This is a genomic window from Agrobacterium sp. 22-214-1 (assembly GCF_053522465.1).
This window is the reverse complement of sequence record NZ_JBNWCK010000001.1, coordinates 1,167,119-1,186,534: the sequence shown is the minus strand read 5'-3', so window position 1 is coordinate 1,186,534 and position 19,416 is coordinate 1,167,119. Positions and strand designations below refer to the sequence as shown.

The window sequence follows — 19,416 nt, the reverse complement described above, 5'->3', positions numbered from 1 at the left end:
TCGGGTGAGCGACAATGCGCGGTGTTTTGCTATGTTTTCCGCAGGGGCCAAAGGGCTCGTCACAGACCCCACCATCCGGTTTCCTGTACCGGATGGAATGCCTTGCGAGGCCGCTGCCGTGGCCTCGCAAGGCTTTCTTTTTCGGCTGAAGAATACGGGCGGGCTCCCTCATTCCTGTGCTTGTCACAGGAATCCAGCCAGCCCAAGTCCTTGGGCTGAAAAGAGTCTCCTGCCGCGCAGACGCGCGTCGACTGGATTCCTGTGACAAGCACAGGAATGAGGAAGGGGGCGGCGAGGCTCTGTAGTGTGCGGACGAAGTTGTGTGAGCATTTTTTGTGGCACCCGCTTCGTATCGAGCGTATGGACCATTCACCCCGGCACCAGCCGCAGCCGCGTGCCCCAGGGGTCTATGGCTTCCACGACGTTATTTTCCATCTCCACCAGCACATAACCGGCGGCCCGCAGCCGCGTTTTCTGCGCCTCCAGATCGGCGGGGTTGCGAACGGTGAGAGAAAACCAGTCAAGGCCGGTTTCCATGGCGTTGCGTTCCTTCGCGCCACGGCTGTTCCATGTATTCACCGCCAGATGATGATGATACCCGCCGGAAGAGAGAAACGAGGCATCGGAGCGCGCATCCTGCGTCGGTTGCAGGCCGACGGCCGTTTCGTAAAAGGCGCGGGCGGCGGCGATTTCGCCGACCCGCAGGTGAACATGCCCGATGCGCATTCCCGGTGGGGCAGCCTCATAATCGCTTTTTTTGGTATCGGTCAGCGTCACCAGATCGTCGACATCGAGCGGTTCGGTGCCCATTTTCACCACGCGGCCGCTCCAGACCCATGTGTCCTTCGGCCGGTCACTGTAAACCTCGATGCCGTTGCCCTCGGGATCGTTGAGATAGATCGCCTCGCTGACATTGTGATCGGCAAAACCGGTAAGCGGCACCTGTTTCAGCGCCGCATGCACCAGCCAGCGCGCCAGATCCTTGCGGGAGGGCATCAGATAGGCGATGTGGAACAGGCCGGCGGAGGTGGGGCTTTCGAAATCCGCGGCCGGCTTGTGCACGAGATCGAGCAGCGGCACGGTGCCGACGCCGAGCGTCACGCCTCTGGCCGTGCGCTCCACCTCGTTCATGCCCAGCACTGAACGGTAATACTCGATCATCTGGTCGAGATCGCGCACGCGCAGCGCGGCCTGACCGATATGCATCGGCGTCGTCAGCGCGAAGGGAAGGGCGGAGGCGGCGCCTGCGACGGGCACTGCGCCTTCGGCTCTGAGCGCCCCGGCAAGCGCACTGGCGGCACAGGAAATTCCGGCAAATTTAAGCGTATGGCGGCGGGTAAATTGCATGAATAATCTCTTTGTCGGCGATTTGAATGGCTTAGGCAACACTCCAGTTCAGCGCACTACACGAATGCGTCAATCATGCCGTTATTCGGCCTTTGCGGCAATTCTTGCGCGCAATTTGCCGCAATTATGCTGCACTGCGATGTAAACTGCACGTTGCGGCGTTTCCAACGTGCCGCCAATGCTGTAGATGATAGAAAAATGACAACGCTTCTGGGTGGAGAGCGTGGAATGAAAAAATGGGTTTATACCTTCGGCAACGGTGCTGCCGAAGGCAGGGCAGGTGACGTTGCGATATTGGGCGGCAAGGGCGCGAACCTTGCCGAAATGGCAAGTCTCGGCCTTCCCGTTCCCCCCGGCCTCACCATCATAACCGATGCCTGCGCGCTTTATCACAAGAATGGCCGCGATCTTCCCGAGGACCTGAAGCTGCAGGTCATGGCCGGCCTGCACGGAATGGAAACCGTGACCGGCAAGACCTTCGGCGGCAGCCACTCGCCGCTGCTTCTGTCGGTCCGATCAGGCGCACGCGCCTCCATGCCCGGCATGATGGACACGGTTTTGAACCTCGGCCTCAATGACCGCACCGTGGAAGCGCTGGGCCATGATGCGGGCGACGCGCGTTTTGCATGGGACAGCTATCGCCGCTTCATCCAGATGTATGCCGATGTCGTCATGGGCCTCGACCACGAATTGTTCGAGGAAATTCTCGAGGATGAGAAAGGCCGCCTCGGCCACGAATACGATACCGACATGTCGGCGGTCGAATGGCAGCATGTCGTTTCGCTTTATAAAAAGCTGATCGAGGATGAGCTGGACGAAGCTTTTCCGCAGGACTGTCATGTCCAGCTCTGGGGCGCAATCGGCGCCGTCTTCGCCAGCTGGACCAACCACCGCGCCGTGACCTACCGCCATTTGCACAATATTCCGGGGGACTGGGGCACGGCCGTCAATGTTCAGGCCATGGTCTTCGGCAATCTCGGCTCGTCCTCGGCAACCGGTGTCGCCTTCACCCGCAATCCTTCGACGGGAGAGGCGGAGCTTTACGGCGAATTCCTCGTCAACGCTCAAGGCGAAGATGTGGTGGCGGGCATCCGCACGCCGCAATCCATCACCGAGGCGGCGCGTCTTGCCTCCGGCTCCGACAAGCCCTCGATGGAAAAGCTGATGCCGGAGGCGTTCAGCGAATTTCTGGCGATCTGCAAGCGGCTGGAAAACCACTATCGCGACATGCAGGATCTGGAATTCACCATCGAGCGCGGCAAGCTCTGGATGCTGCAGACCCGTTCCGGCAAGCGCACCACCCGCGCGGCGATGAAGATCGCCGTCGATATGGTGGAAGAGGGGCTGATCTCGCAGGAAGAAGCCGTCTGCCGCATCGAGCCGTCATCGCTCGACCAGCTGCTGCACCCGACCATCGATCCCGGCACATCGCGTCCCATCATCGGCTCAGGCCTGCCCGCGTCTCCGGGGGCGGCGACGGGTGAGATCGTCTTCACTGCGGAAGAGGCGGTTGCGGCGGAAGCCGAAGGCCGCCGCGTCATTCTGGTGCGCATCGAAACCAGCCCGGAAGATATTCATGGCATGCACGCCGCCGAAGGCATTCTGACGACGCGCGGCGGCATGACCAGCCACGCCGCCGTGGTGGCGCGCGGTATGGGCATTCCCTGCGTCACCGGCGCCGGCTCCATGCGCGTCGACATGCGCAACAAGGTGCTGATCGGCGTCGGATGTATGCTGAAGCGCGGCGATGTCATCACCATCGACGGTTCTTCCGGCCGCGTCCTGAAGGGCGAGGTACCCATGACGCAGCCGGAACTCTCGGGCGATTTCGGCAAGCTGATGGAGTGGGCAGACAGCCTGCGCCGCATGACCGTGCGCACCAATGCCGATACCCCGGCAGATGCCCGCGCCGCCCGCGCCTTCGGCGCGGAAGGCATTGGCCTCTGCCGTACCGAACATATGTTCTTCGAGGGCGACCGCATCCATGTGATGCGTGAGATGATCCTCGCCGAAAGCGAAAAGGGCAGGCGGGCGGCGCTCGATGAGCTTCTGCCGATGCAGCGCTCGGATTTCACCGAGCTTTTCCAGATCATGCACGGCCTGCCGGTGACGATCCGCCTGCTCGACCCGCCGCTGCATGAATTCCTGCCGAAGACCGATGGCGAAATCGTCGAGGTGGCGGCCGCCATGGGCATGCCGCAGACGGTGTTCCGCCAGCGGCTGGATGCGCTGCACGAGTTCAACCCCATGCTCGGCCATCGCGGCTGCCGCCTTGCCATTTCCTATCCGGAAATCGCCGAAATGCAGGCCCGCGCCATTTTCGAAGCGGCGGTTGCCGCAGCACGCATCACCGGCGCGCCGGTCGTGCCCGAGATCATGGTGCCGCTTGTCGGTCTGCGCGCGGAACTGGATTACGTTACCGAGGTCATCGACGGCGTCGCCGCAGCGGTGGCGCAGGAAACGGGCATGGAGATCGAATATCTGACCGGCACCATGATCGAATTGCCGCGCGCGGCCCTGCGCGCCCATGTGATTGCGGAAGCGGCGGAATTTTTCTCCTTCGGCACCAACGACCTGACGCAGACCACCTTCGGCATTTCCCGTGACGATGCGGCGCGTTTCATCAATACCTATCAGCGCAAGGGCATCATCGAGCGCGACCCGTTCATCTCGCTCGATTTCGACGGTGTGGGCGAGTTGATCCGCATCGCCGCAGAACGCGGCCGCCAGACGCGGCCGGAACTGAAACTCGGCATCTGCGGCGAACATGGCGGCGACCCGGCCTCGATCCATTTCTGTGAGGATGCCGATCTCGACTACGTTTCCTGCTCGCCCTTCCGCGTGCCCATCGCCCGGCTTGCCGCCGCGCAGGCAACGCTCGCGGCGAAGAGGGATGAGGGCAGGGTGGCGAGCAATGTCGCCTTCATCCCCGTCAGGGGTTCTGTTGGACGATGATGCGCCGCTCCACCACCACGGGGCGGTAGAACATGTCGCGGTTCATCTGCGCCTGCCAGGCGCGGTTATCGGCGCGGCGGTCCATTTCCAGATCGAGAAGGCAACCGGCCATCGGGTCCGTGCCGGGGCGGAAACCATAACCCCGGCAAGTCGCCTCATCCCGCGCTCGACGCTCTTCCGGCGTCAACGTCTGGCAGGCGGTGAGCGCCAGCATGGCGGCAAGCGCACCGAAGACGATGGAAACATGCATTTTGTTTCTCCCTTAATATGACAGCCGTACGGCACTTTTATTGCCGCGATTGATACGCCTGTTTTGATACGGGGAAAAGCCGCGTTGGGGCGGAAAGTTGCATCAATCCATCATGGAGAATGGCTTGGCAGGCGGCGGCGATAGCGGTGTCAGTCGGCGTGGTGTCGTAAAATCCGACATACTCCCGTTGCTCAGGAATCACGCAGGAAAGACGGCGGGAACAAACCCTGTTGAATGAGCCAGTCGCCGAGCAGAACCGTGAGGATGGCGATGAGGACGATGCCGCCGATAAAGGCGAGGAGGCCGAGCGTGGCGCGGGGCCACCGGCGGGTTTGATAGAGGTAAATCGCAAGCCCGATGGGTGCGAGCAGAACGGTGGTGATTTTGGCGGCGGAGCTGCGCCGGAGGTCCGCTTTTCGGCATCCTCTATCTGCCACCAGGCAAATAGCGTGATGATGCCGATCATCTGCACCAGATCGTTTGCGGTAAAGGATGCTGGAGGCCCGGCAGGCCAGACGGCCGCATCGATCAGAAGCCCGAGGGAGATGAAAGCGAGCAGGCCGACATAGATCCAGTTACGTTTCGCCATGCACAGTTTCCGCTCAAAGTTGCGCTATTGCCCGTGCCGCTATCGCTATCGATGAAATTATCGCCGTCAACCCCAAACTATCAGGGAACAACGGGAATGGTCCGCATGGGGCGTCTCCCTTTTCACCGGAAACGCCCCATGATTGCCGCTGTCAGGCCGGCGCTGCTTCCCGGTCGTCGAGTGCGTCGATATCCTTGGCGTTGTTATAGACGGCCTCATCGAGAATGCCCTCGCGCTTGGCGACGATGGTGGGCACCAGCGCCTGGCCGGCGACGTTCACCGCCGTGCGGCCCATGTCGAGGATCGGGTCGATGGCGAGCAGCAGGCCCACACCTTCAAGCGGCAGGCCGAGCGTCGAAAGCGTCAGCGTCAGCATCACCACCGCGCCCGTGAGGCCTGCCGTTGCGGCGGAACCGAGCACGGAGACGAAGACGATCAGCACATATTCCTGAATGCCGAGCGGCACCTGGAAGAACTGCGCGATGAAGATCGCCGAAATCGCCGGATAGATCGCAGCGCAGCCGTCCATCTTGGTGGTGGCGCCGAGCGGCACGGAGAAGGCGGCATATTCGCGCGGCACGCCGAGGCTCTTTTCCGTCACGGTTTCGGTGACGGGAAGCGTGCCGATGGAGGAACGCGACACGAAGGCGAGCTGGATGGCCGGCCATGCGCCCGCAAAGAAGCGCGATGGCTTCAGGCCATGGGCGATCAATAGCGCCGGATAGACCACAAAGAGCACCAGTGCGAGACCGATATAAACGGCCGCCGCGTACCAGCCGAGCTGCGACAGCGTCGTCCAGCCATATTGATCGACCGCGCGGCCGAGCAGGCCGATGGTGCCGATGGGGGTGAGGCGAATGACCCACCACAGGATTTTCCGCACGATGGCGAGCAGCGACTGGTTGAAGGCGAGGAACGGCTCCGCCGCCTTGCCGGCTTTCAGCGCCGCGACACCGAAGGCGATCGAGACGACGAGCAGCTGCAGCACGTTGAAGTTCAACGAGGTGCTGGCCGCGCCATTATTGAGCTTGGTAGAAGCTTCGAGGCCGAAGACGTTGACCGGTACGAGGCCCTTCAGGAAATCCAGCCAGGAGCCGGTGGAAGAAGGCGCCGCCGCTGCCGTATTGGCAATCGCCGTGTTGACGCCGGGCTGAATGACGAGGCCGAGCACGATGCCGATGACGACGGCGATCAGCGCGGTGATGGCGAACCAGAGGAGTGTCTGCCACACAAGCTTCGCCGCGTTGGAGAGGTTCTTGAGATTGGCGATGGAGGCGACGATGGCCGTGAAGATCAGCGGCGGAACCAGCGCGCGCAAAAGCTGCACGAAAATGCTGCCGATGGTCTGCAGCGTCACCGAAAGCCAGTTGGGGCTGCCGGCGGCATCGGGACCGATGTTGCGCGCAACGAGGCCGAGCAGCAGGCCGATGACCATGGCGATCAGAACCTGAAAGCCGAAATTGCGATAAAAGGGTTTAGGCCCGGAGGGCCCGGCGGACGTCGTTGCCTGTGACATGACATGTCTCTTTATTGTGCAAGAAAACGAGAATGTTGCACTTTTTACACGCATTCTCGAGGGAGGTCGCCGAGAATACGCCGATTTCCTCAGCAATTAAGGGATGAACGTGCGTATTTGTTGCGTTGTCGGGGAATAATTCTCTTTAGGTGAGGCAATGCGGAAAAATATTCCGCTCCTTCGTCGCCTTCGACGTCAGAGTCCTAAAACCTACAGTTTGGCAGTGTCATAGCCTGATATTCCGTCACCCCGGACCTGATCCGGGGTCCAGCGCGATCAAGTCTTTGATCGCAAAAGACTCATTCCTCAAGGCGCAGCATGGCTGGATACCGGATCATCCTCGGGCTTGTTCCGGGGACCGGCATGACGGAGAAGTTCGCGCGCTTTAGCGTAGGGATCGCCTCCTCCTTTGTTTTCCTCGCCGCAAATCCGGTCTATGACATCATATGCAGGTGATTCCCTGCCAGAATTCGGGTGCAACGCTTTTTAGCCAATGCGATCTAACGGATATCCGCTTTCATGACTGTGCGTTTCGTCCGGCCTTTTTCGGTTGCAGCCTATCTTTCCCGCTATCTCGGTCTTGCGGCGCTTGTGCTGTTTCTCATTGCCGCCGGCATTCACCGTTTCGGGCCGCTGACGACGCCCGATCTTGTCGGGCTGCTCGTCATCGCCGCCGGCATCGCTCTCGCGGCCGTGCTTCTGGCGTTGATCGGGCTTCAGCGGCTGTGGACCAGGGGCGCGCGCGGCGGCCTTTCGGCGCTGGCGGCGCTGCTTCTCTCGGCCCTGCCGCTCGGCGTGGTCGGTTACGGCGCCTTTCTTTATTGGCAGCAGCCGAAGATTTATGACATTTCCACCGATCTGACCGACGTGCCGGAATGGCTGGTGACGCCCGCCGCCAACCAGCAATGGCTGGTGCGGCCCGCGACTATCACCAAGGCCGACCGCGACGCGCAGGCCGAAGCCTATGCCAGCCTCGCCGGCCGCCGTTATGAAGGCGCAATCGACCGCATCTATGCCGCCGCCAAAAAAATGGCCGCCGCCCAGAATATCCGCATCGTCCACACGAAGGGGGTGATCGGGGCGGAAGATGCGCCCTCCGTCGGCGTTCCGGAGCAGGACAGGACGCAGCCTGCGGAAGAAGGGCCGGTCGAGGATCTGCCCTCCATCGTGCCGGTGCCCATGGCCCGCCCGACGGACGCGCCTTTGCCCACCTTCTTTAACGGTAGCGGCGTGGTGCTGATGCAGGGCGAAACCCGCACGCGCATCTGGGGCCTGCGTTTCGATATCCTCATCCGCCTCAAGGAAGAGGCCGAAACCACCATCGTCGATGTCCGCGTCGCCTCCCGCTACGGCCCGCACGATCTCGGCATGGGCGCTGCGATTGCGGAAGCCTATCTCGATGCGCTGGATGCGGAGATGCAGGGGTTGAACGACAATTGATGTGTAGTTGATGCTGCGTGTTGTCTTGATGGCGACGAGTGGGTGCCGCCTGCTTCTTCTCCCCGCCGGGGAGAAGGTGGCCCGAAGGGTCGGATGAGGGGGCAAGCTCTCCGCATATCTCTGCCGTCGCCCCCTTGTAACTTGCCTTCATCGCACTGTGCTATTGTCGCTTGTGCGGTGGCGGATGGAAGACCGATCCCCCTGGGGACATTGATCCCGTGGATGAGCCAGGGTCTCCATCCGCTTTTTCATCGAACCCGAACAGTCGCCGGGGCCGCTTGCGTGTGCGAAGCCCGCTTAGGCAAGGATGGGATAAGATGGATATTATCGTTGGTATTGACGTTTCGAAGGCCCGTCTGGATGTGGCGTTCGCAGCATCGGGCACGGCGTTCGTCGTCGAGAACAGCCATGCCGGGATCGACGATCTGGTACAGCGTCTCAAAGAGGTGCATGCCGATATCGTCGCACTGGAAGCTACAGGCGGCTTCGAGACGCTGGCCGTGGCACGGCTTTCGTCTGCCGGATTTTCGGTGATTGTGGTCAATCCGGCGCAGGTGCGTGCCTATGCCAATGCCATCGGTCGCCGGGCCAAGACCGACGCGGTCGATGCGGCGGTGATTGCCGCTTTCGTGTCTGCCACCAAGCCACAGATCCGGCCTTTGCGTGATCAGCAAACCCAGCTTTTGTCGGCGCTTGTCGACCGCAGGCGGCAGATCGTGCAGATGATTGTGGCCGAAGAGAACCGGTTACGCATGGCGCTGGAGAAATCGACCCGCAAAAGCATTCAGCGCCTGCTTGTCGCCCTGCGCCGGGAGGTGGACAGCATCGATGCGGAAATGGACGATCACATCCGCAAATCCCCCCTGTGGCGTGTGCGCGAGGCGCTGCTGACCTCCGTGCCTGGTGTGGGGCCTGCAACGGCACGCACATTGCTTGCCGAAATGCCGGAACTGGGCAGTCTCGACCGGCGTCAAATCGCCTCGCTGGCGGGCCTTGCTCCCTGGACCCGGCAATCGGGCAAATGGAAGGGCAAAAGCTTCATCGGTGGCGGAAGGGGCAAGGTCCGGGCGGTGTTGTTCATGGCAGCGCTGGTGGCCGCACGGCACAATCCAGTCCTCAAGGCCTTTCGCGATCGTCTCGTGGAAGCCGGAAAGCCGAAAATCCTCGCTACCGTCGCAACCATGCGAAAGCTTCTGACAATGCTTAACGCCATCATCAGAGACAACAAACCATGGCAAAACGCTTGACATCAAAGACAGTCGCTCATCCCGCTGCCGCGGACTTCTCCCCGGCGGGGAGAAGAAACAGGCGGCATCCACTCGATCCAATCGAGGCTTGGAGTGAGAGGTGAGGTCGCAACGCGCCCTGAAATCTCGCGTGCCCAAAATATCCGCTACGCCGGAAAATACTCACCCAGCAGCGAAGGCGCGCCGTCCGTCCGCACCTCGCCCTTTTCGATCAGGTCTTCGATATGCGCCAGCACGGAAAGTGCGGCCGCGCCATGCAGGCGCTTGTCGGTGCTGGCATAGATCACCTTCACCATATCGGCGATCAGCCGGTCGCCTTCGCGGATACGCTTCAGAACCGCCTTTTCCCGCATACGGCGGTGGGCGCGCAAGCCCCGCATGAAGGCTGCTGGATCGGTGACCGGGCCGCCATGGCCGGGCAGGAACAACCGGTCGTCGCGGGTAAGCAGCCGTTCCAGCGAGGCCATGTAATCGCTCATCGCCCCATCCGGCGGCGCAACGATGGTGGTGGCCCAGGCCATGACGTGATCGGCGGAAAAGACGATACCGCTGCCATCAAGCGCGAAGGCGGCGTGGTTGGCCGTGTGTCCCGGCGTATGCAGCGCGGTAAGCCGCCACCCGTCGCCGGAAAGGCCTTGGCCGTCGCCAAGCGCGATATCGGGTGCAAAAGCCGTGTCGGAACTTTCGGCAAAGGGGTTTGTCTCGCCCGCGTGCAGCGGGCGCGCGGCACGGTGCGGACCCTCGGCCACCGTTATCGCCCCGGTCGCCTCCTTCAGCCGCCGGGCAAGCGGCGAGTGATCGCGGTGCGTATGGCTGACGAAGATATGGGTGACCTCGCGGCCCTTCAGCGCCGCCATCAGCGCCTGAAAATGCGCCTCATCCTCCGGGCCGGGATCGATGACGGCGACGGAACGGTCGCCGACAATATAGGAGTTGGTGCCATGGAAGGTGAAGGCGGAAGGATTGTTGACGGTGATGCGCTGGATCAGCGGGGCGACGGGAACCGTCTCGCCATAGGCCGGCTGAAAATCGAGATCGAATGCCGGGTCCGCCATCGAGACCTCCTGAAAAATGCCATGCCACCCAGAGCCACGGCCTCAACCGCGCCATCGCCAAGCCCTAACATGCGAACTTCGCCACGGCATCCAAAAAGCTTGAATTTTGTGAAAAAATAAATCGCCGGGTCATTGCCGGGCCGGGCAGGCTTTGCTAATCAGGCGCGGTTCAGGCAGCGGCGTTTCGCCTTCGCTGCCCTGTTGGGGCGTCGCCAAGCGGTAAGGCACCGGTTTTTGGTACCGGCATTCCCAGGTTCGAATCCTGGCGCCCCAGCCATCTATCCAAAAGTCAGAACAACGTTCGCAGGTTCCGGCGACCATCGATCACGCGAACGATTTCCACGGAATATATTTCGTCGCCATCGGTGTCCGGCACGGTTTCGTAGAGAATGATATAAGGTGCTTCGACGAGCATACGGGCGGACGGAAAAATTTCCGGGTGGCGCTCGCCGAGGTGAGGATGGTCGACCAAGCGTTCCGCTTTGGCGCGGAACCGAGCGAAATATCGCTCTGCGGCAAGAGGCTGTGATTTGCCGATATCGATATAGATTTTCTTCACATCGCTACGTGCGCGGGGCGTCCAGACAAGCTTAGTGGTCACGATTTTTCAACGAGGCCAGTTCTGCACGCGCTTCATTGAGCGCCGCGTCGAAATCCACTTCGGTTGAACCGCCACTGGATTTGCCCTCAGCCCACAATGCGCGCAGCTTGGCGATGTCATCGCGTCGCTGAACCCATTTTGCCGACCAGTCTCGCATCGCTTCACGGATGACTTCGCTGCTGCTGGCATAAGCACCGCTTTCCACGGCGTCACGCAAGATTTGGGCGTGCTGGGGCGTCATCGAGACGCTGATCTTTTCAACGTTGGCCATGTCATTTCCCCATGGATATTGGTAGGAATTATTACCACCAACTGGTTTTTGGCGCGAGGTATTTTTTCAACGCCCTAGTGGCAATGCACCGGAGGATGCCGGTGCGGGTGGAGAAGTCATCTCCAACAAAAAACGCCGCGCATCCGGAGACACGCGGCGTTCAATCCTAAATCGCAGCCAAGCCTTAAAGCGCGATATCCGGCACCTTCTTCACCGGCGCACCCGCAGGCGCCGCACCGGCACCCTTCAGCGCCTCAAGGTCGATCTGCGGCGGGGTGGGCAGCTGCAGGTGTTCGGCCGTGTAGGCCCATTCCTGCTGCACCTTTTCCGGGTCGTCATTGAGCTTCGTGCCGTAGCTCGGCACGATCTGGCGAATCTTGGCCTGCCATTCAGGCGTCGCCACCTTGTCCTTGAAGACCTTTTCCAGAACGCTGAGCATGATCGGTGCGGCCGTGGAAGCGCCCGGCGAAGCGCCGAGCAGGCCGGCGATGCTGCCGTCCCTGGCGGCGACGACTTCGGTGCCGAGCCGCAGCACGCCGCCCTTTTCTTCGTCGCGCTTGATGATCTGCACGCGCTGGCCTGCCTGCCAGAGACGCCATTCACCCTGCTTGGCATTCGGGAAATATTCCTTCAGCGCAGCAAAACGGTCGTCATCCGACATCATCAGCTGACCGGCGAGATATTCCACCAGCGGATATTCATCGATGCCCACCCGCACCATCGGCCAGGCATTGCTGGTCGTGACGGAGGAGACGAGATCGAAATAGGAGCCTTCCTTCAGGAACTTGGTGGAGAAGGTGGCGAAAGGCCCGAACAGGATGACGCGCTTGCCGCCCAGCACACGGGTATCCAGATGCGGAACCGACATGGGCGGCGAACCGACCGAGGCCTTGCCATAGGCCTTGGCCAGATGCTGCATCGTCACATCAGGGTTTTCGTTGATGAGGAACGAACCGCCGACCGGGAAACCGGCATAATCGTCCGCTTCGGGAATGCCGGACATCTGCAACAGATGCAGCGCGCCGCCGCCGGCGCCGATGAACACGAATTTCGCATCCACCACCTGTTCGGCATCGGTCTTGGTGTTGGTATAGGTCACGCGCCAGCTGCCATCGGCATGGCGCTGGATGTCAGAGACTTCGCTATTGACCTGAAGGTCGAAATTCTGGTCGCCCTGCAGATGCGATACGAACTGCCGGGTGATTTCGCCGAATTCCATGTCGGTGCCGAGCGGCGACCAGGTCGCGCCGATCTTCTGGGAAGGATCGCGGCCTTCCATCATCAGCGGCACCCACTTCTTGATCTGCTCGGGATCGGTGGAATATTCCATGCCGGCGAAAAGCGGGCTGGCTTTGAGCGCCTGATAGCGCTTTTCCAGATAGGCGACGTTCTCGTCACCCCAGACGAAGCTCATATGCGGCGTGTGGTTGATGAAGGAACGCGGGTTCTTCAAAACGCCGTTGCGCACCTGCCATGCCCAGAACTGCCGGGAAATCTGGAAGGATTCGTTGATGTTGACGGCCTGGCTGATCTTGATGTTGCCGTTGTCGTCTTCCGGCGTGTAGTTGAGTTCGGCAAGCGCCGAATGGCCGGTGCCGGCATTGTTCCAGCCGTTCGAGCTTTCAAGCGCCACGCCATCCAGCCGCTCCAGCATCTGCATCGACCAGGTGGGCTCGAGTTCGCGCAGCCAAACACCGAGCGTCGCGCTCATGATGCCGCCGCCGATCAAAAGCACGTCGACCTTCTTGGCGGCCGTATTGGCGAGAAGCGGGGAAGAAGGCAGTGCCGCTGCGGCAATGCCGGCAAGCGCACCGCCCAGAACCTGTCGGCGGTTCATGGGAAATGCGTTGGAAAGGGTGGTTTCCTGGGAGAGATCAGTGAGCTGGGATTTGTCTTGATCGATGGGAGTCACGGCCATACCTGATTCTTGTTTTGTGTTAAAAACATTCCTCCCGTTCGCCCCGTTACAGCAAAGCGCAAACCGGCACAACCCGGACTCTTTCACTCCAGTTCAAGCAGTTTTGCAGGGATTTTGCAGGGACATATGGTCGCAACGGCCATTTTTGCGGTTTTGCCGATCGTCATTTTTATGACGGCGAAGATTAGCCGACGCTTTCAAACGGTTGAAAGGGTTCTGTGAGCGGGATATCGCGGAAAGGCGGATATGACGCTGTTTCCGGCGCGTCACGGGTGGTAGGGGGCCGCTATAGGCAAAATTTTTTTCAGAAAAATGACAATAATCCCGAAAAAGTGAAAAGGCCCGCCGGTTCGGGCGGGCCTTGCTGCGTCTGGCCTGTGGCCGAAGATCAGTCTGCGGCGAGGAATTCCGCGCAATAGCTCGGGCCGTTGATGCCGGGGCGGTCGGAAACCGTGCGCACCGCGGTAATCTTGTAATCGCTGGAAACGACGAGCTGCACCGTGCAGGAGAGCGAAGCGGTGCGGGCGGGCGAGATCTGGCGACCCTTCTTGCCATCCTTGCCTTCTTCGAACCTGGCCGGAATGGTGGCCTTTCTGTAGCCGCCGCGCCAGTTATAGACGGTGGAGCTGCCGGTTTCCGTATCGCTCAGCGGCGGGCCGAATTTTGCGAAGAAAATGCCTGCGGACTGGCCGACCCAGCGCGTCTCAACGGGGCTCTTCTGGGTGAAAGAGGGAGTGGAGCCGCCCGTGGAAGTGGTGCAGGCCGAGAGCGCAATGGCAAACGCTGCAAGCGTTACGCTGCGAGATAGCATGGTGAAATGTCCTTTGTGCCGAGTCCGGCTTCCCGCCGGTCATTCCGTTCCCCTAGCAGATTTGGAGACGGCGGGCAGGGGAGGTGTGCGGCTCGATGAAAATTTCCTGCCACAATTGCTTTTTTGTAACGTTTTGAGGCCTTCCAGCCGGCGCCACAGGCTCCTGGCAGGGTTGTTTCAACAGATGGAAAAAACTTGTCACAAAAAATGCAATAAGCCGCTTGTCGAATGCCGGAGGCTGGTCTATAGAAGCGCCGCTGGTCACGGAGTGTAGCGCAGTCTGGTAGCGCACCACGTTCGGGACGTGGGGGTCGGAGGTTCGAATCCTCTCACTCCGACCAGCTTGAAGCCCAATAGATACAGCGGCTTGCAACTCATCCCGAAAATTCCAAGATCGAAATCTCGCACCGAAACCGGACCTGTGAAAACCTGTTCCGGCTGGACTGCATTCGCCGATCGCGTCTGAAATCAGGGCGCAGGTGCGAATAGCTGCGTTCAAATTGCCGTTCTTCGACCGGTATGCGTTTTGGGAGAGAGTGTTTCTTTCCACATCCGCTCACGGATGCGAATCGTCGCGGTCAAACAGGGGATGGTTAGCTTCGGCGGGCTTTTGTTGTCGCCATCCGGCGTCCCAGCAAAAGAGGCCCGTCGCTCCGCCAAGCGCCAGGCCTCAATGTCGCGGCCTGTTTCAGGGGACGCGCGACAGGAATCGTCTTAGAAGCCTCAATTCTTCTTCACAATCCAAGAAGTTATCCATCACCGCCATGGGCCCTGAATTTCAGGGGCATCGTCGCGATCAACTTATCGCGATCAAAAAAGAGGCCCGCTGCTTTTTCAAACAACGAGCCTCTATTGGGCCGCTTGGCGGAGCGACCACATGCAAATTCGCCTTTCGTGCATGAACGTCGAATGAACAAACAGCTTTTTATGCCGCCGAGAAACAACCCGTAAAAATCAGGAGAGCGGCATGGATCGGAAAGCCGCCTCAGCCGTTATCTAACCATACAACAATGGAGGATAGCATGCTGAAGGGTATCGCATTGTGGGCTATGGGCGTTCCGATCTTCGTGATCATTCTGCTTTATATGTTCGTGTTTTAGGCCATCCGCAGTCTCTGAAACGGAAAAGGCTCTGAAACGAAAAAGGCGACCGCTTTGACGGTCGCCTTTTGTTTGTTCGAGGGGCGTGTCAGCCCAGGTCGCCGATCAGCCGCGCGGCCGTTGCGCCGTCCGTGCGGCGGATGTCGATCTCGTCGCGGTGCTTGGCGAGCAGCTCGCTGGCCAGCAGCTTTTCGGCAAGATCGGCGGGCAGCGAGAGAATGACCCGGTCGCCCTTTTCTTCCGTCGCACCGACGCTGCGCTTGCCGGCGATCATGCCGCCCGCAACCGTATTGTTGGTGTCGGGGTCGATCAGAATGAAGGAACCGGTCGAGCGGTTCTGTTCATAGGGATCGAAGATCGCCGTCTCGTCGAAGGAAAGCCGCACCTTGCCGATGGCGTTCATCGGCAGCGAGGTTTCATGCGCCTGCCATTCGCCCTCCTTCAGGTTCAGCTGGCTGACAGGCTGCACGCTGACGCGCTGGCGGCGGCTGCCGCTTTTCAGCCAGTAGCGCTTGCCTGCCTCGATACCGCCCGGCTGCAACGCCACGATCTGGGCGTCGAAGGCAAGGCCGGTCTGCGGCTGCGCCTCGATGGAGACGATCATGTCGCCGCGCGACACATCCACCTGACGGTCGAGGACGAGCGTGACCGCATCGCCCGCGACGGCGGCATTGCGCACCAGATCGAAGGTGACGATCTGCTTAACATTCGCGACCATGCCGGAAGGCAGGACAACGACGCTGTCGCCCGGCTTTACCGAACCGCCGGCAACCGTGCCCTGATAACCACGGAAGCTTTCACCGGGGCGCGAGACGCGCTGCACCGGCAGGCGGAAGCCGCCGGATTGCGCGGAGCGCACCGTGGCAAGCTCCAGCGTTTCCACCAGCGTCGGGCCTTCATACCAGGGCATGGAAGCCTTGCCGGAGAGAACGACGTTTTCACCCTTCAGCGCCGACATCGGAATGGCGGTGATCTGCTTGATGCCGAGATTGGACGCGAAATCGCGGAATTCATGGGCGATCAGCTCGAAACCGGCCTTGTCGTAATGCGTCAGGTCGATCTTGTTCACGGCCAGCACGAATTGCCGGATTCCCATCAGCGCCGCAATGGTGGCGTGGCGGCGTGTCTGTTCGAGAATGCCGGTGCGCGCATCGACGAGCAGCACGGCGAGATCGGCGGTGGAAGCGCCGGTCGCCATGTTGCGGGTATATTGCTCATGGCCGGGCGTGTCGGCCACGATGAAGGCGCGCCGGTCGGTGGCGAAATAGCGATAGGCGACATCGATGGTGATGCCCTGTTCGCGCTCCGCCTGAAGACCGTCGAGCAGCAACGCGAAATCGGGCAGGCCGAGATCGTTCTGCTTGCCGCTGTCACGGTGCAGGGTTGCGGCCTGATCTTCCTTGACGGCCTTGGTGTCCCAGAGAAGACGGCCGATCAGGGTCGACTTGCCGTCATCCACGCTGCCGCAGGTGATGAGACGCAGCGGACGCGTGTCGCGCGCCGCCTTCGAATGCTCGGCAAAGGGCAGAATGGTTGCGGAAGAGGGGGTGTTCGCGGCGGCAGTGCTCATCAGAAATACCCCTCGCGCTTCTTCTTCTCCATCGAGCCGGACTGGTCGCGGTCAATCGCGCGGCCCTGCCGTTCGGAAACGGTGGCGATTTCGAGTTCCGCGATGACTTCCTGAAGCGTCGCCGCCTCGGAACGGATCGCGCCCGTCAGCGGGAAGCAGCCGAGCGTGCGGAAGCGGATCGAGCCATACTTGATCTCTTCGCCGGGCAGCAGTTCCAGCCGCTCGTCTTCGGCAAGGATCATCATGCCGTCGCGTTCGACATAGGGGCGCTCGGCGGCGTAATAGAGTGGCACCAGCGGAATGTTTTCCGCCTCGATGTAACGCCAGATATCCACTTCCGTCCAGTTGGAGAGCGGGAAGGCGCGCACGCTTTCGCCCTTGCGGACCATACCGTTATAGATGTTCCACAGTTCCGGGCGCTGGTTGCGCGGGTCCCATTTATGGTCGGGCGTGCGGAAGGAATAGATGCGTTCCTTGGCGCGGCTCGCCTCCTCGTCACGGCGCGCGCCGCCGAAGGCCGCATCGAACTGGCCGGCATCGAGTGCCTGGCGCAGCGCTTCGGTCTTCATGATGTCGGTGTAAAGCGCCGAACCGTGGGTGAAGGGCGTTACGTTTTCGCTCGCACCGCGCGGGTTGGTGTAGGAAATCAGGTCGAGATCGTATTCCTTGACGATATTGTCGCGGAATTCGATCATTTCCTTGAACTTCCAGCCGGTATTGACGTGCAGCAGCGGGAAGGGAATGCGGCCGGGGAAAAACGCCTTGCGCGCGAGATGCAGCAGCACGGATGAATCCTTGCCGATGGAATAGAGCATCACGGGCTTGTCGAATTCGGCGGCGACTTCGCGGAAGATGTGAATGGCTTCGTTTTCAAGCGCCTTCAGATGGGGATCGAGCGGCGGCTTGGATGCGACAGTATTCTTGCTGTCCGTCTCGTGGACTGCGTTGGACATTGTGAACTCCGGGAATGTACTGAATGATTATCGTTGCGGGATGGCGGAAACGGCGGATGTCTGCTCCGCACCGGCGACGTGAAGACCGCATTCGCGCTTCTCGTCGTTTTCCCACCACCATCGTCCGGCGCGCTCAGGCTCGCCGGGCTTGATGGCGCGCGTACACGGCTCGCAGCCGATGGAGGGGTAACCGCGCTGATGCAACGGATTGACGGGAATGTTCTCCTGGGCGACATGTGCCCGGATGAGGTCGATATCCCAGTCAGCCAGGGGATTGATCTTGATGAGATTGCGCTCCGCATCGAACTCGGCGAAAGGCGTCGTGGCGCGATTGCCCGACTGGCCGCGTCTGAGGCCGGTAATCCAGAAGGCGGCGCCTTCCAGCGCCTTGCCGAGCGGGATCAGCTTTCTGACATGACAGCAGGCGTGACGGGCTTCGACGCTTTCGTAAAAACCGTTCAGACCGTATTTTTCGGCGTAAGCGTCGATATCGTCCTGCTCGGGACGAAAGCGGCGGATTTCGATGCCGAAACGCTCTTCGGTTTCATCGATGAGATCGACGGTTTCCTTGAACAGCCGGCCGGTTTCAAGCGTCACGACGTCGATCGGCAGGCGATGCGTGCCGATGGCGGCCGTAATGACCTGATCCTCGATGCCGAGGCTGGTGGTGAAGACCGCCCGCCCACCGAGGCCGGCGATAAACGAAAGCCGACCCGCCAGATCGAGCCCGGCAAGCGTGGCGTCGAGGGAAGCGGCATCGGCAGAGGCATTTGCTGAATTGATCGTCATTGTCACGTCCGGGATTTCCATGGCCGATTATTGTTGAAATCCGGCCTTTGGAACAGAAATGACAGTCTTTGTGCGCTGCACTTGAGAGCAAAAATGCCTCACGCGCGCAGGGTATGAGCAAAAGATACCCGTTCACCTTCTTCGCAGCTTGGATTTGAATTGTGACAACTTCTGCGCTAAGCCGGAATTGCCGGGTTTCCGGGCTTGTGGTCTACTGGTTTTACGATGATTTCGCAGAAGGCAAAATATGCGCTGAGGGCGCTCCTTTCGCTGGCCAAGGCCGACGGGGCCTGTCCTGTGCAGATTTCCGACATCGCCCGCGAACAGGCCATTCCGAAAAAGTTTCTGGAGCAAATCCTTCTCGAAATGAAGAAGGAACGCATCGTCGAAAGCCGGCGCGGCAAGCAGGGCGGTTATCTCTTGGCGCGCCCGGCCGCAGACATCACCTTCGGCGAGGTGCTGCGCCTCATCGACGGGCCGCTTGCGCCCTTGCCCTGCCTCTCGCAGACCGCCTATCGCCGCTGCGAGGATTGCGACGGCGAGAAGCAGTGCGAGATCCGCCACGTCTTCGCCCGCGTGGCCGATGCGACGCGCAACATCCTTTTCAACACTACCATTGCCGATGCGGTGGCGGGTGTTGAAGTGCCCGAGCTTTTGACGGCCTAATCGCTCGGCGGCAGTGAGGCTTGGCATTACAGTCCCCCCACCCTCATTCCTGTGCTTGTCACAGGAATCCAGCCGACGCGCGTCTGCGCGGCGGAAAGACTCCTCTCAGCCCAAGGACTTGGGCTGGCTGGATTCCTGTGACAAGCACAGGAATGAGGGGAGGGAGGGAGTGCGTCGCGGCCGCCGGGAGCTTGAGCCTGCCGTGCCAATGGACTGGTGGATGGCGCATGCCTCCCCCATCCCCCCGCACCGCTCCGACGAAAAAATCGTCTAAAACCCCATAATATTTTTCGCCGTCAGCGCAAAAAATCGTCAAAAATGTGAAATGCTTTTGCATT

16 protein-coding genes and 2 tRNA genes are annotated in these 19,416 nt (G+C 60.7%); 6 read left to right on the top strand and 12 right to left on the bottom strand.

Features of this window, described 5'->3' with window-relative positions; genetic code table 11:
• Positions 1 to 369: 369 nt before the first annotated feature.
• The gene (locus ACQZ5G_RS06025; RefSeq protein ID WP_448737418.1) at positions 370 to 1,347 is read right to left on the bottom strand and encodes a VOC family protein; all 978 of its coding nucleotides are present in this window, start codon (positions 1,345 to 1,347) and stop codon (positions 370 to 372) included.
• A 228-nt stretch (positions 1,348 to 1,575) separates the two neighbouring features.
• Between ACQZ5G_RS06025 and ppdK the strand changes: the two genes are divergently transcribed.
• Positions 1,576 to 4,302, top strand: a complete 2,727-nt coding sequence (gene ppdK, locus ACQZ5G_RS06020) for a pyruvate, phosphate dikinase (RefSeq protein ID WP_448737419.1) — start codon at positions 1,576 to 1,578, stop codon at positions 4,300 to 4,302.
• Here ppdK and ACQZ5G_RS06015 read toward each other — a convergent pair.
• From ACQZ5G_RS06015 to ACQZ5G_RS06005, 3 genes are all read right to left on the bottom strand, one after another.
• The gene (locus ACQZ5G_RS06015; RefSeq protein ID WP_448737420.1) at positions 4,280 to 4,552 is read right to left on the bottom strand and encodes a hypothetical protein; all 273 of its coding nucleotides are present in this window, start codon (positions 4,550 to 4,552) and stop codon (positions 4,280 to 4,282) included. The genes ppdK and ACQZ5G_RS06015 overlap by 23 nt on opposite strands.
• Before the next feature lie 37 nt (positions 4,553 to 4,589).
• On the bottom strand, positions 4,590 to 5,141 hold the full coding sequence (locus ACQZ5G_RS06010; protein ID WP_448737421.1) for a hypothetical protein: 552 nt from the start codon (positions 5,139 to 5,141) through the stop codon (positions 4,590 to 4,592).
• A 151-nt stretch (positions 5,142 to 5,292) separates the two neighbouring features.
• Positions 5,293 to 6,657: a dicarboxylate/amino acid:cation symporter gene (locus tag ACQZ5G_RS06005; protein ID WP_448737422.1), complete on the bottom strand. Its 1,365-nt coding sequence runs from the start codon at positions 6,655 to 6,657 to the stop codon at positions 5,293 to 5,295.
• Positions 6,658 to 7,176: 519 nt separating this feature from the next.
• Here ACQZ5G_RS06005 and ACQZ5G_RS06000 point away from each other — a divergent pair.
• Positions 7,177 to 8,097 carry a DUF1499 domain-containing protein gene (locus ACQZ5G_RS06000; RefSeq protein ID WP_448737423.1) on the top strand — a complete coding sequence of 307 codons (921 nt, stop codon included), beginning with the start codon at positions 7,177 to 7,179 and terminating at the stop codon, positions 8,095 to 8,097.
• A gap of 317 nt (positions 8,098 to 8,414) precedes the next feature.
• The gene (locus ACQZ5G_RS05995; RefSeq protein ID WP_448737424.1) at positions 8,415 to 9,344 is read left to right on the top strand and encodes an IS110 family RNA-guided transposase; all 930 of its coding nucleotides are present in this window, start codon (positions 8,415 to 8,417) and stop codon (positions 9,342 to 9,344) included.
• Positions 9,345 to 9,490: 146 nt separating this feature from the next.
• On the opposite strand, the gene ACQZ5G_RS05990 is transcribed toward ACQZ5G_RS05995, so the two are convergent.
• Entirely contained in the window at positions 9,491 to 10,399 is a 909-nt protein-coding gene (locus ACQZ5G_RS05990) for an MBL fold metallo-hydrolase (RefSeq protein WP_003520478.1), read from the bottom strand.
• 202 nt (positions 10,400 to 10,601) lie between these two features.
• On the opposite strand from ACQZ5G_RS05990, the gene ACQZ5G_RS05985 reads away from it, so the two are divergent.
• Positions 10,602 to 10,676: transfer RNA gene (locus ACQZ5G_RS05985), tRNA-Gln, on the top strand.
• Between the two features lie 12 nt (positions 10,677 to 10,688).
• On the opposite strand, the gene ACQZ5G_RS05980 is transcribed toward ACQZ5G_RS05985, so the two are convergent.
• The 4 genes from ACQZ5G_RS05980 to ACQZ5G_RS05965 form a co-directional block, all read right to left on the bottom strand.
• The gene (locus tag ACQZ5G_RS05980; RefSeq protein ID WP_035236793.1) at positions 10,689 to 11,000 is read right to left on the bottom strand and encodes a type II toxin-antitoxin system RelE/ParE family toxin; all 312 of its coding nucleotides are present in this window, start codon (positions 10,998 to 11,000) and stop codon (positions 10,689 to 10,691) included.
• Entirely contained in the window at positions 10,990 to 11,271 is a 282-nt protein-coding gene (locus tag ACQZ5G_RS05975) for a ribbon-helix-helix domain-containing protein (RefSeq protein WP_003520476.1), read from the bottom strand. Before ACQZ5G_RS05975 ends, ACQZ5G_RS05980 begins: the two co-directional genes overlap by 11 nt.
• A 184-nt stretch (positions 11,272 to 11,455) precedes the next feature.
• A complete protein-coding gene (mqo, locus tag ACQZ5G_RS05970; RefSeq protein ID WP_448737425.1) occupies positions 11,456 to 13,189 on the bottom strand; it encodes a malate dehydrogenase (quinone) in 1,734 nt (577 codons plus the stop codon).
• Between the two features lie 388 nt (positions 13,190 to 13,577).
• Positions 13,578 to 14,000 carry a hypothetical protein gene (locus ACQZ5G_RS05965; protein ID WP_003520473.1) on the bottom strand — a complete coding sequence of 141 codons (423 nt, stop codon included), beginning with the start codon at positions 13,998 to 14,000 and terminating at the stop codon, positions 13,578 to 13,580.
• Between the two features lie 264 nt (positions 14,001 to 14,264).
• Here ACQZ5G_RS05965 and ACQZ5G_RS05960 point away from each other — a divergent pair.
• Positions 14,265 to 14,341, top strand: a tRNA-Pro gene (locus tag ACQZ5G_RS05960).
• Between the two features lie 847 nt (positions 14,342 to 15,188).
• Here ACQZ5G_RS05960 and cysN read toward each other — a convergent pair.
• From cysN to ACQZ5G_RS05945, 3 genes are read right to left on the bottom strand one after another with little or no spacing between them, the layout of a single operon-like run.
• Positions 15,189 to 16,670 carry a sulfate adenylyltransferase subunit CysN gene (cysN, locus tag ACQZ5G_RS05955; RefSeq protein ID WP_104679335.1) on the bottom strand — a complete coding sequence of 494 codons (1,482 nt, stop codon included), beginning with the start codon at positions 16,668 to 16,670 and terminating at the stop codon, positions 15,189 to 15,191.
• Positions 16,670 to 17,623 (bottom strand): sulfate adenylyltransferase subunit CysD, encoded by a 954-nt coding sequence (gene cysD / locus ACQZ5G_RS05950; protein WP_448737426.1) that lies wholly within the window; start codon positions 17,621 to 17,623, stop codon positions 16,670 to 16,672. The genes cysN and cysD overlap by 1 nt, the downstream gene beginning before the upstream one ends.
• Positions 17,624 to 17,650: 27 nt before the next feature.
• Positions 17,651 to 18,433: a phosphoadenylyl-sulfate reductase gene (locus ACQZ5G_RS05945; protein WP_161987652.1), complete on the bottom strand. Its 783-nt coding sequence runs from the start codon at positions 18,431 to 18,433 to the stop codon at positions 17,651 to 17,653.
• A gap of 204 nt (positions 18,434 to 18,637) precedes the next feature.
• On the opposite strand from ACQZ5G_RS05945, the gene ACQZ5G_RS05940 reads away from it, so the two are divergent.
• A complete protein-coding gene (locus tag ACQZ5G_RS05940; protein ID WP_448737427.1) occupies positions 18,638 to 19,078 on the top strand; it encodes an RrF2 family transcriptional regulator in 441 nt (146 codons plus the stop codon).
• Positions 19,079 to 19,416 lie beyond the last annotated feature (338 nt).

Excerpts from the sequence above, each read along its gene's own strand:
- ACQZ5G_RS06025 (WP_448737418.1), bottom strand. The coding sequence starts at position 1,347 with ATGCAATTTACCCGCCGCCATACGCTTAAATTTGCCGGAATTTCCTGT.
- ppdK (WP_448737419.1), top strand. The coding sequence starts at position 1,576 with ATGAAAAAATGGGTTTATACCTTCGGCAACGGTGCTGCCGAAGGCAGG.
- ACQZ5G_RS06015 (WP_448737420.1), bottom strand. The coding sequence starts at position 4,552 with ATGCATGTTTCCATCGTCTTCGGTGCGCTTGCCGCCATGCTGGCGCTC.
- ACQZ5G_RS06010 (WP_448737421.1), bottom strand. The coding sequence starts at position 5,141 with ATGGCGAAACGTAACTGGATCTATGTCGGCCTGCTCGCTTTCATCTCC.
- ACQZ5G_RS06005 (WP_448737422.1), bottom strand. The coding sequence starts at position 6,657 with ATGTCACAGGCAACGACGTCCGCCGGGCCCTCCGGGCCTAAACCCTTT.
- ACQZ5G_RS06000 (WP_448737423.1), top strand. The coding sequence starts at position 7,177 with ATGACTGTGCGTTTCGTCCGGCCTTTTTCGGTTGCAGCCTATCTTTCC.
- ACQZ5G_RS05995 (WP_448737424.1), top strand. The coding sequence starts at position 8,415 with ATGGATATTATCGTTGGTATTGACGTTTCGAAGGCCCGTCTGGATGTG.
- ACQZ5G_RS05990 (WP_003520478.1), bottom strand. The coding sequence starts at position 10,399 with ATGGCGGACCCGGCATTCGATCTCGATTTTCAGCCGGCCTATGGCGAG.
- ACQZ5G_RS05975 (WP_003520476.1), bottom strand. The coding sequence starts at position 11,271 with ATGGCCAACGTTGAAAAGATCAGCGTCTCGATGACGCCCCAGCACGCC.
- mqo (WP_448737425.1), bottom strand. The coding sequence starts at position 13,189 with ATGGCCGTGACTCCCATCGATCAAGACAAATCCCAGCTCACTGATCTC.
- ACQZ5G_RS05965 (WP_003520473.1), bottom strand. The coding sequence starts at position 14,000 with ATGCTATCTCGCAGCGTAACGCTTGCAGCGTTTGCCATTGCGCTCTCG.
- cysN (WP_104679335.1), bottom strand. The coding sequence starts at position 16,670 with ATGAGCACTGCCGCCGCGAACACCCCCTCTTCCGCAACCATTCTGCCC.
- cysD (WP_448737426.1), bottom strand. The coding sequence starts at position 17,623 with ATGTCCAACGCAGTCCACGAGACGGACAGCAAGAATACTGTCGCATCC.
- ACQZ5G_RS05945 (WP_161987652.1), bottom strand. The coding sequence starts at position 18,433 with ATGGAAATCCCGGACGTGACAATGACGATCAATTCAGCAAATGCCTCT.
- ACQZ5G_RS05940 (WP_448737427.1), top strand. The coding sequence starts at position 18,638 with ATGATTTCGCAGAAGGCAAAATATGCGCTGAGGGCGCTCCTTTCGCTG.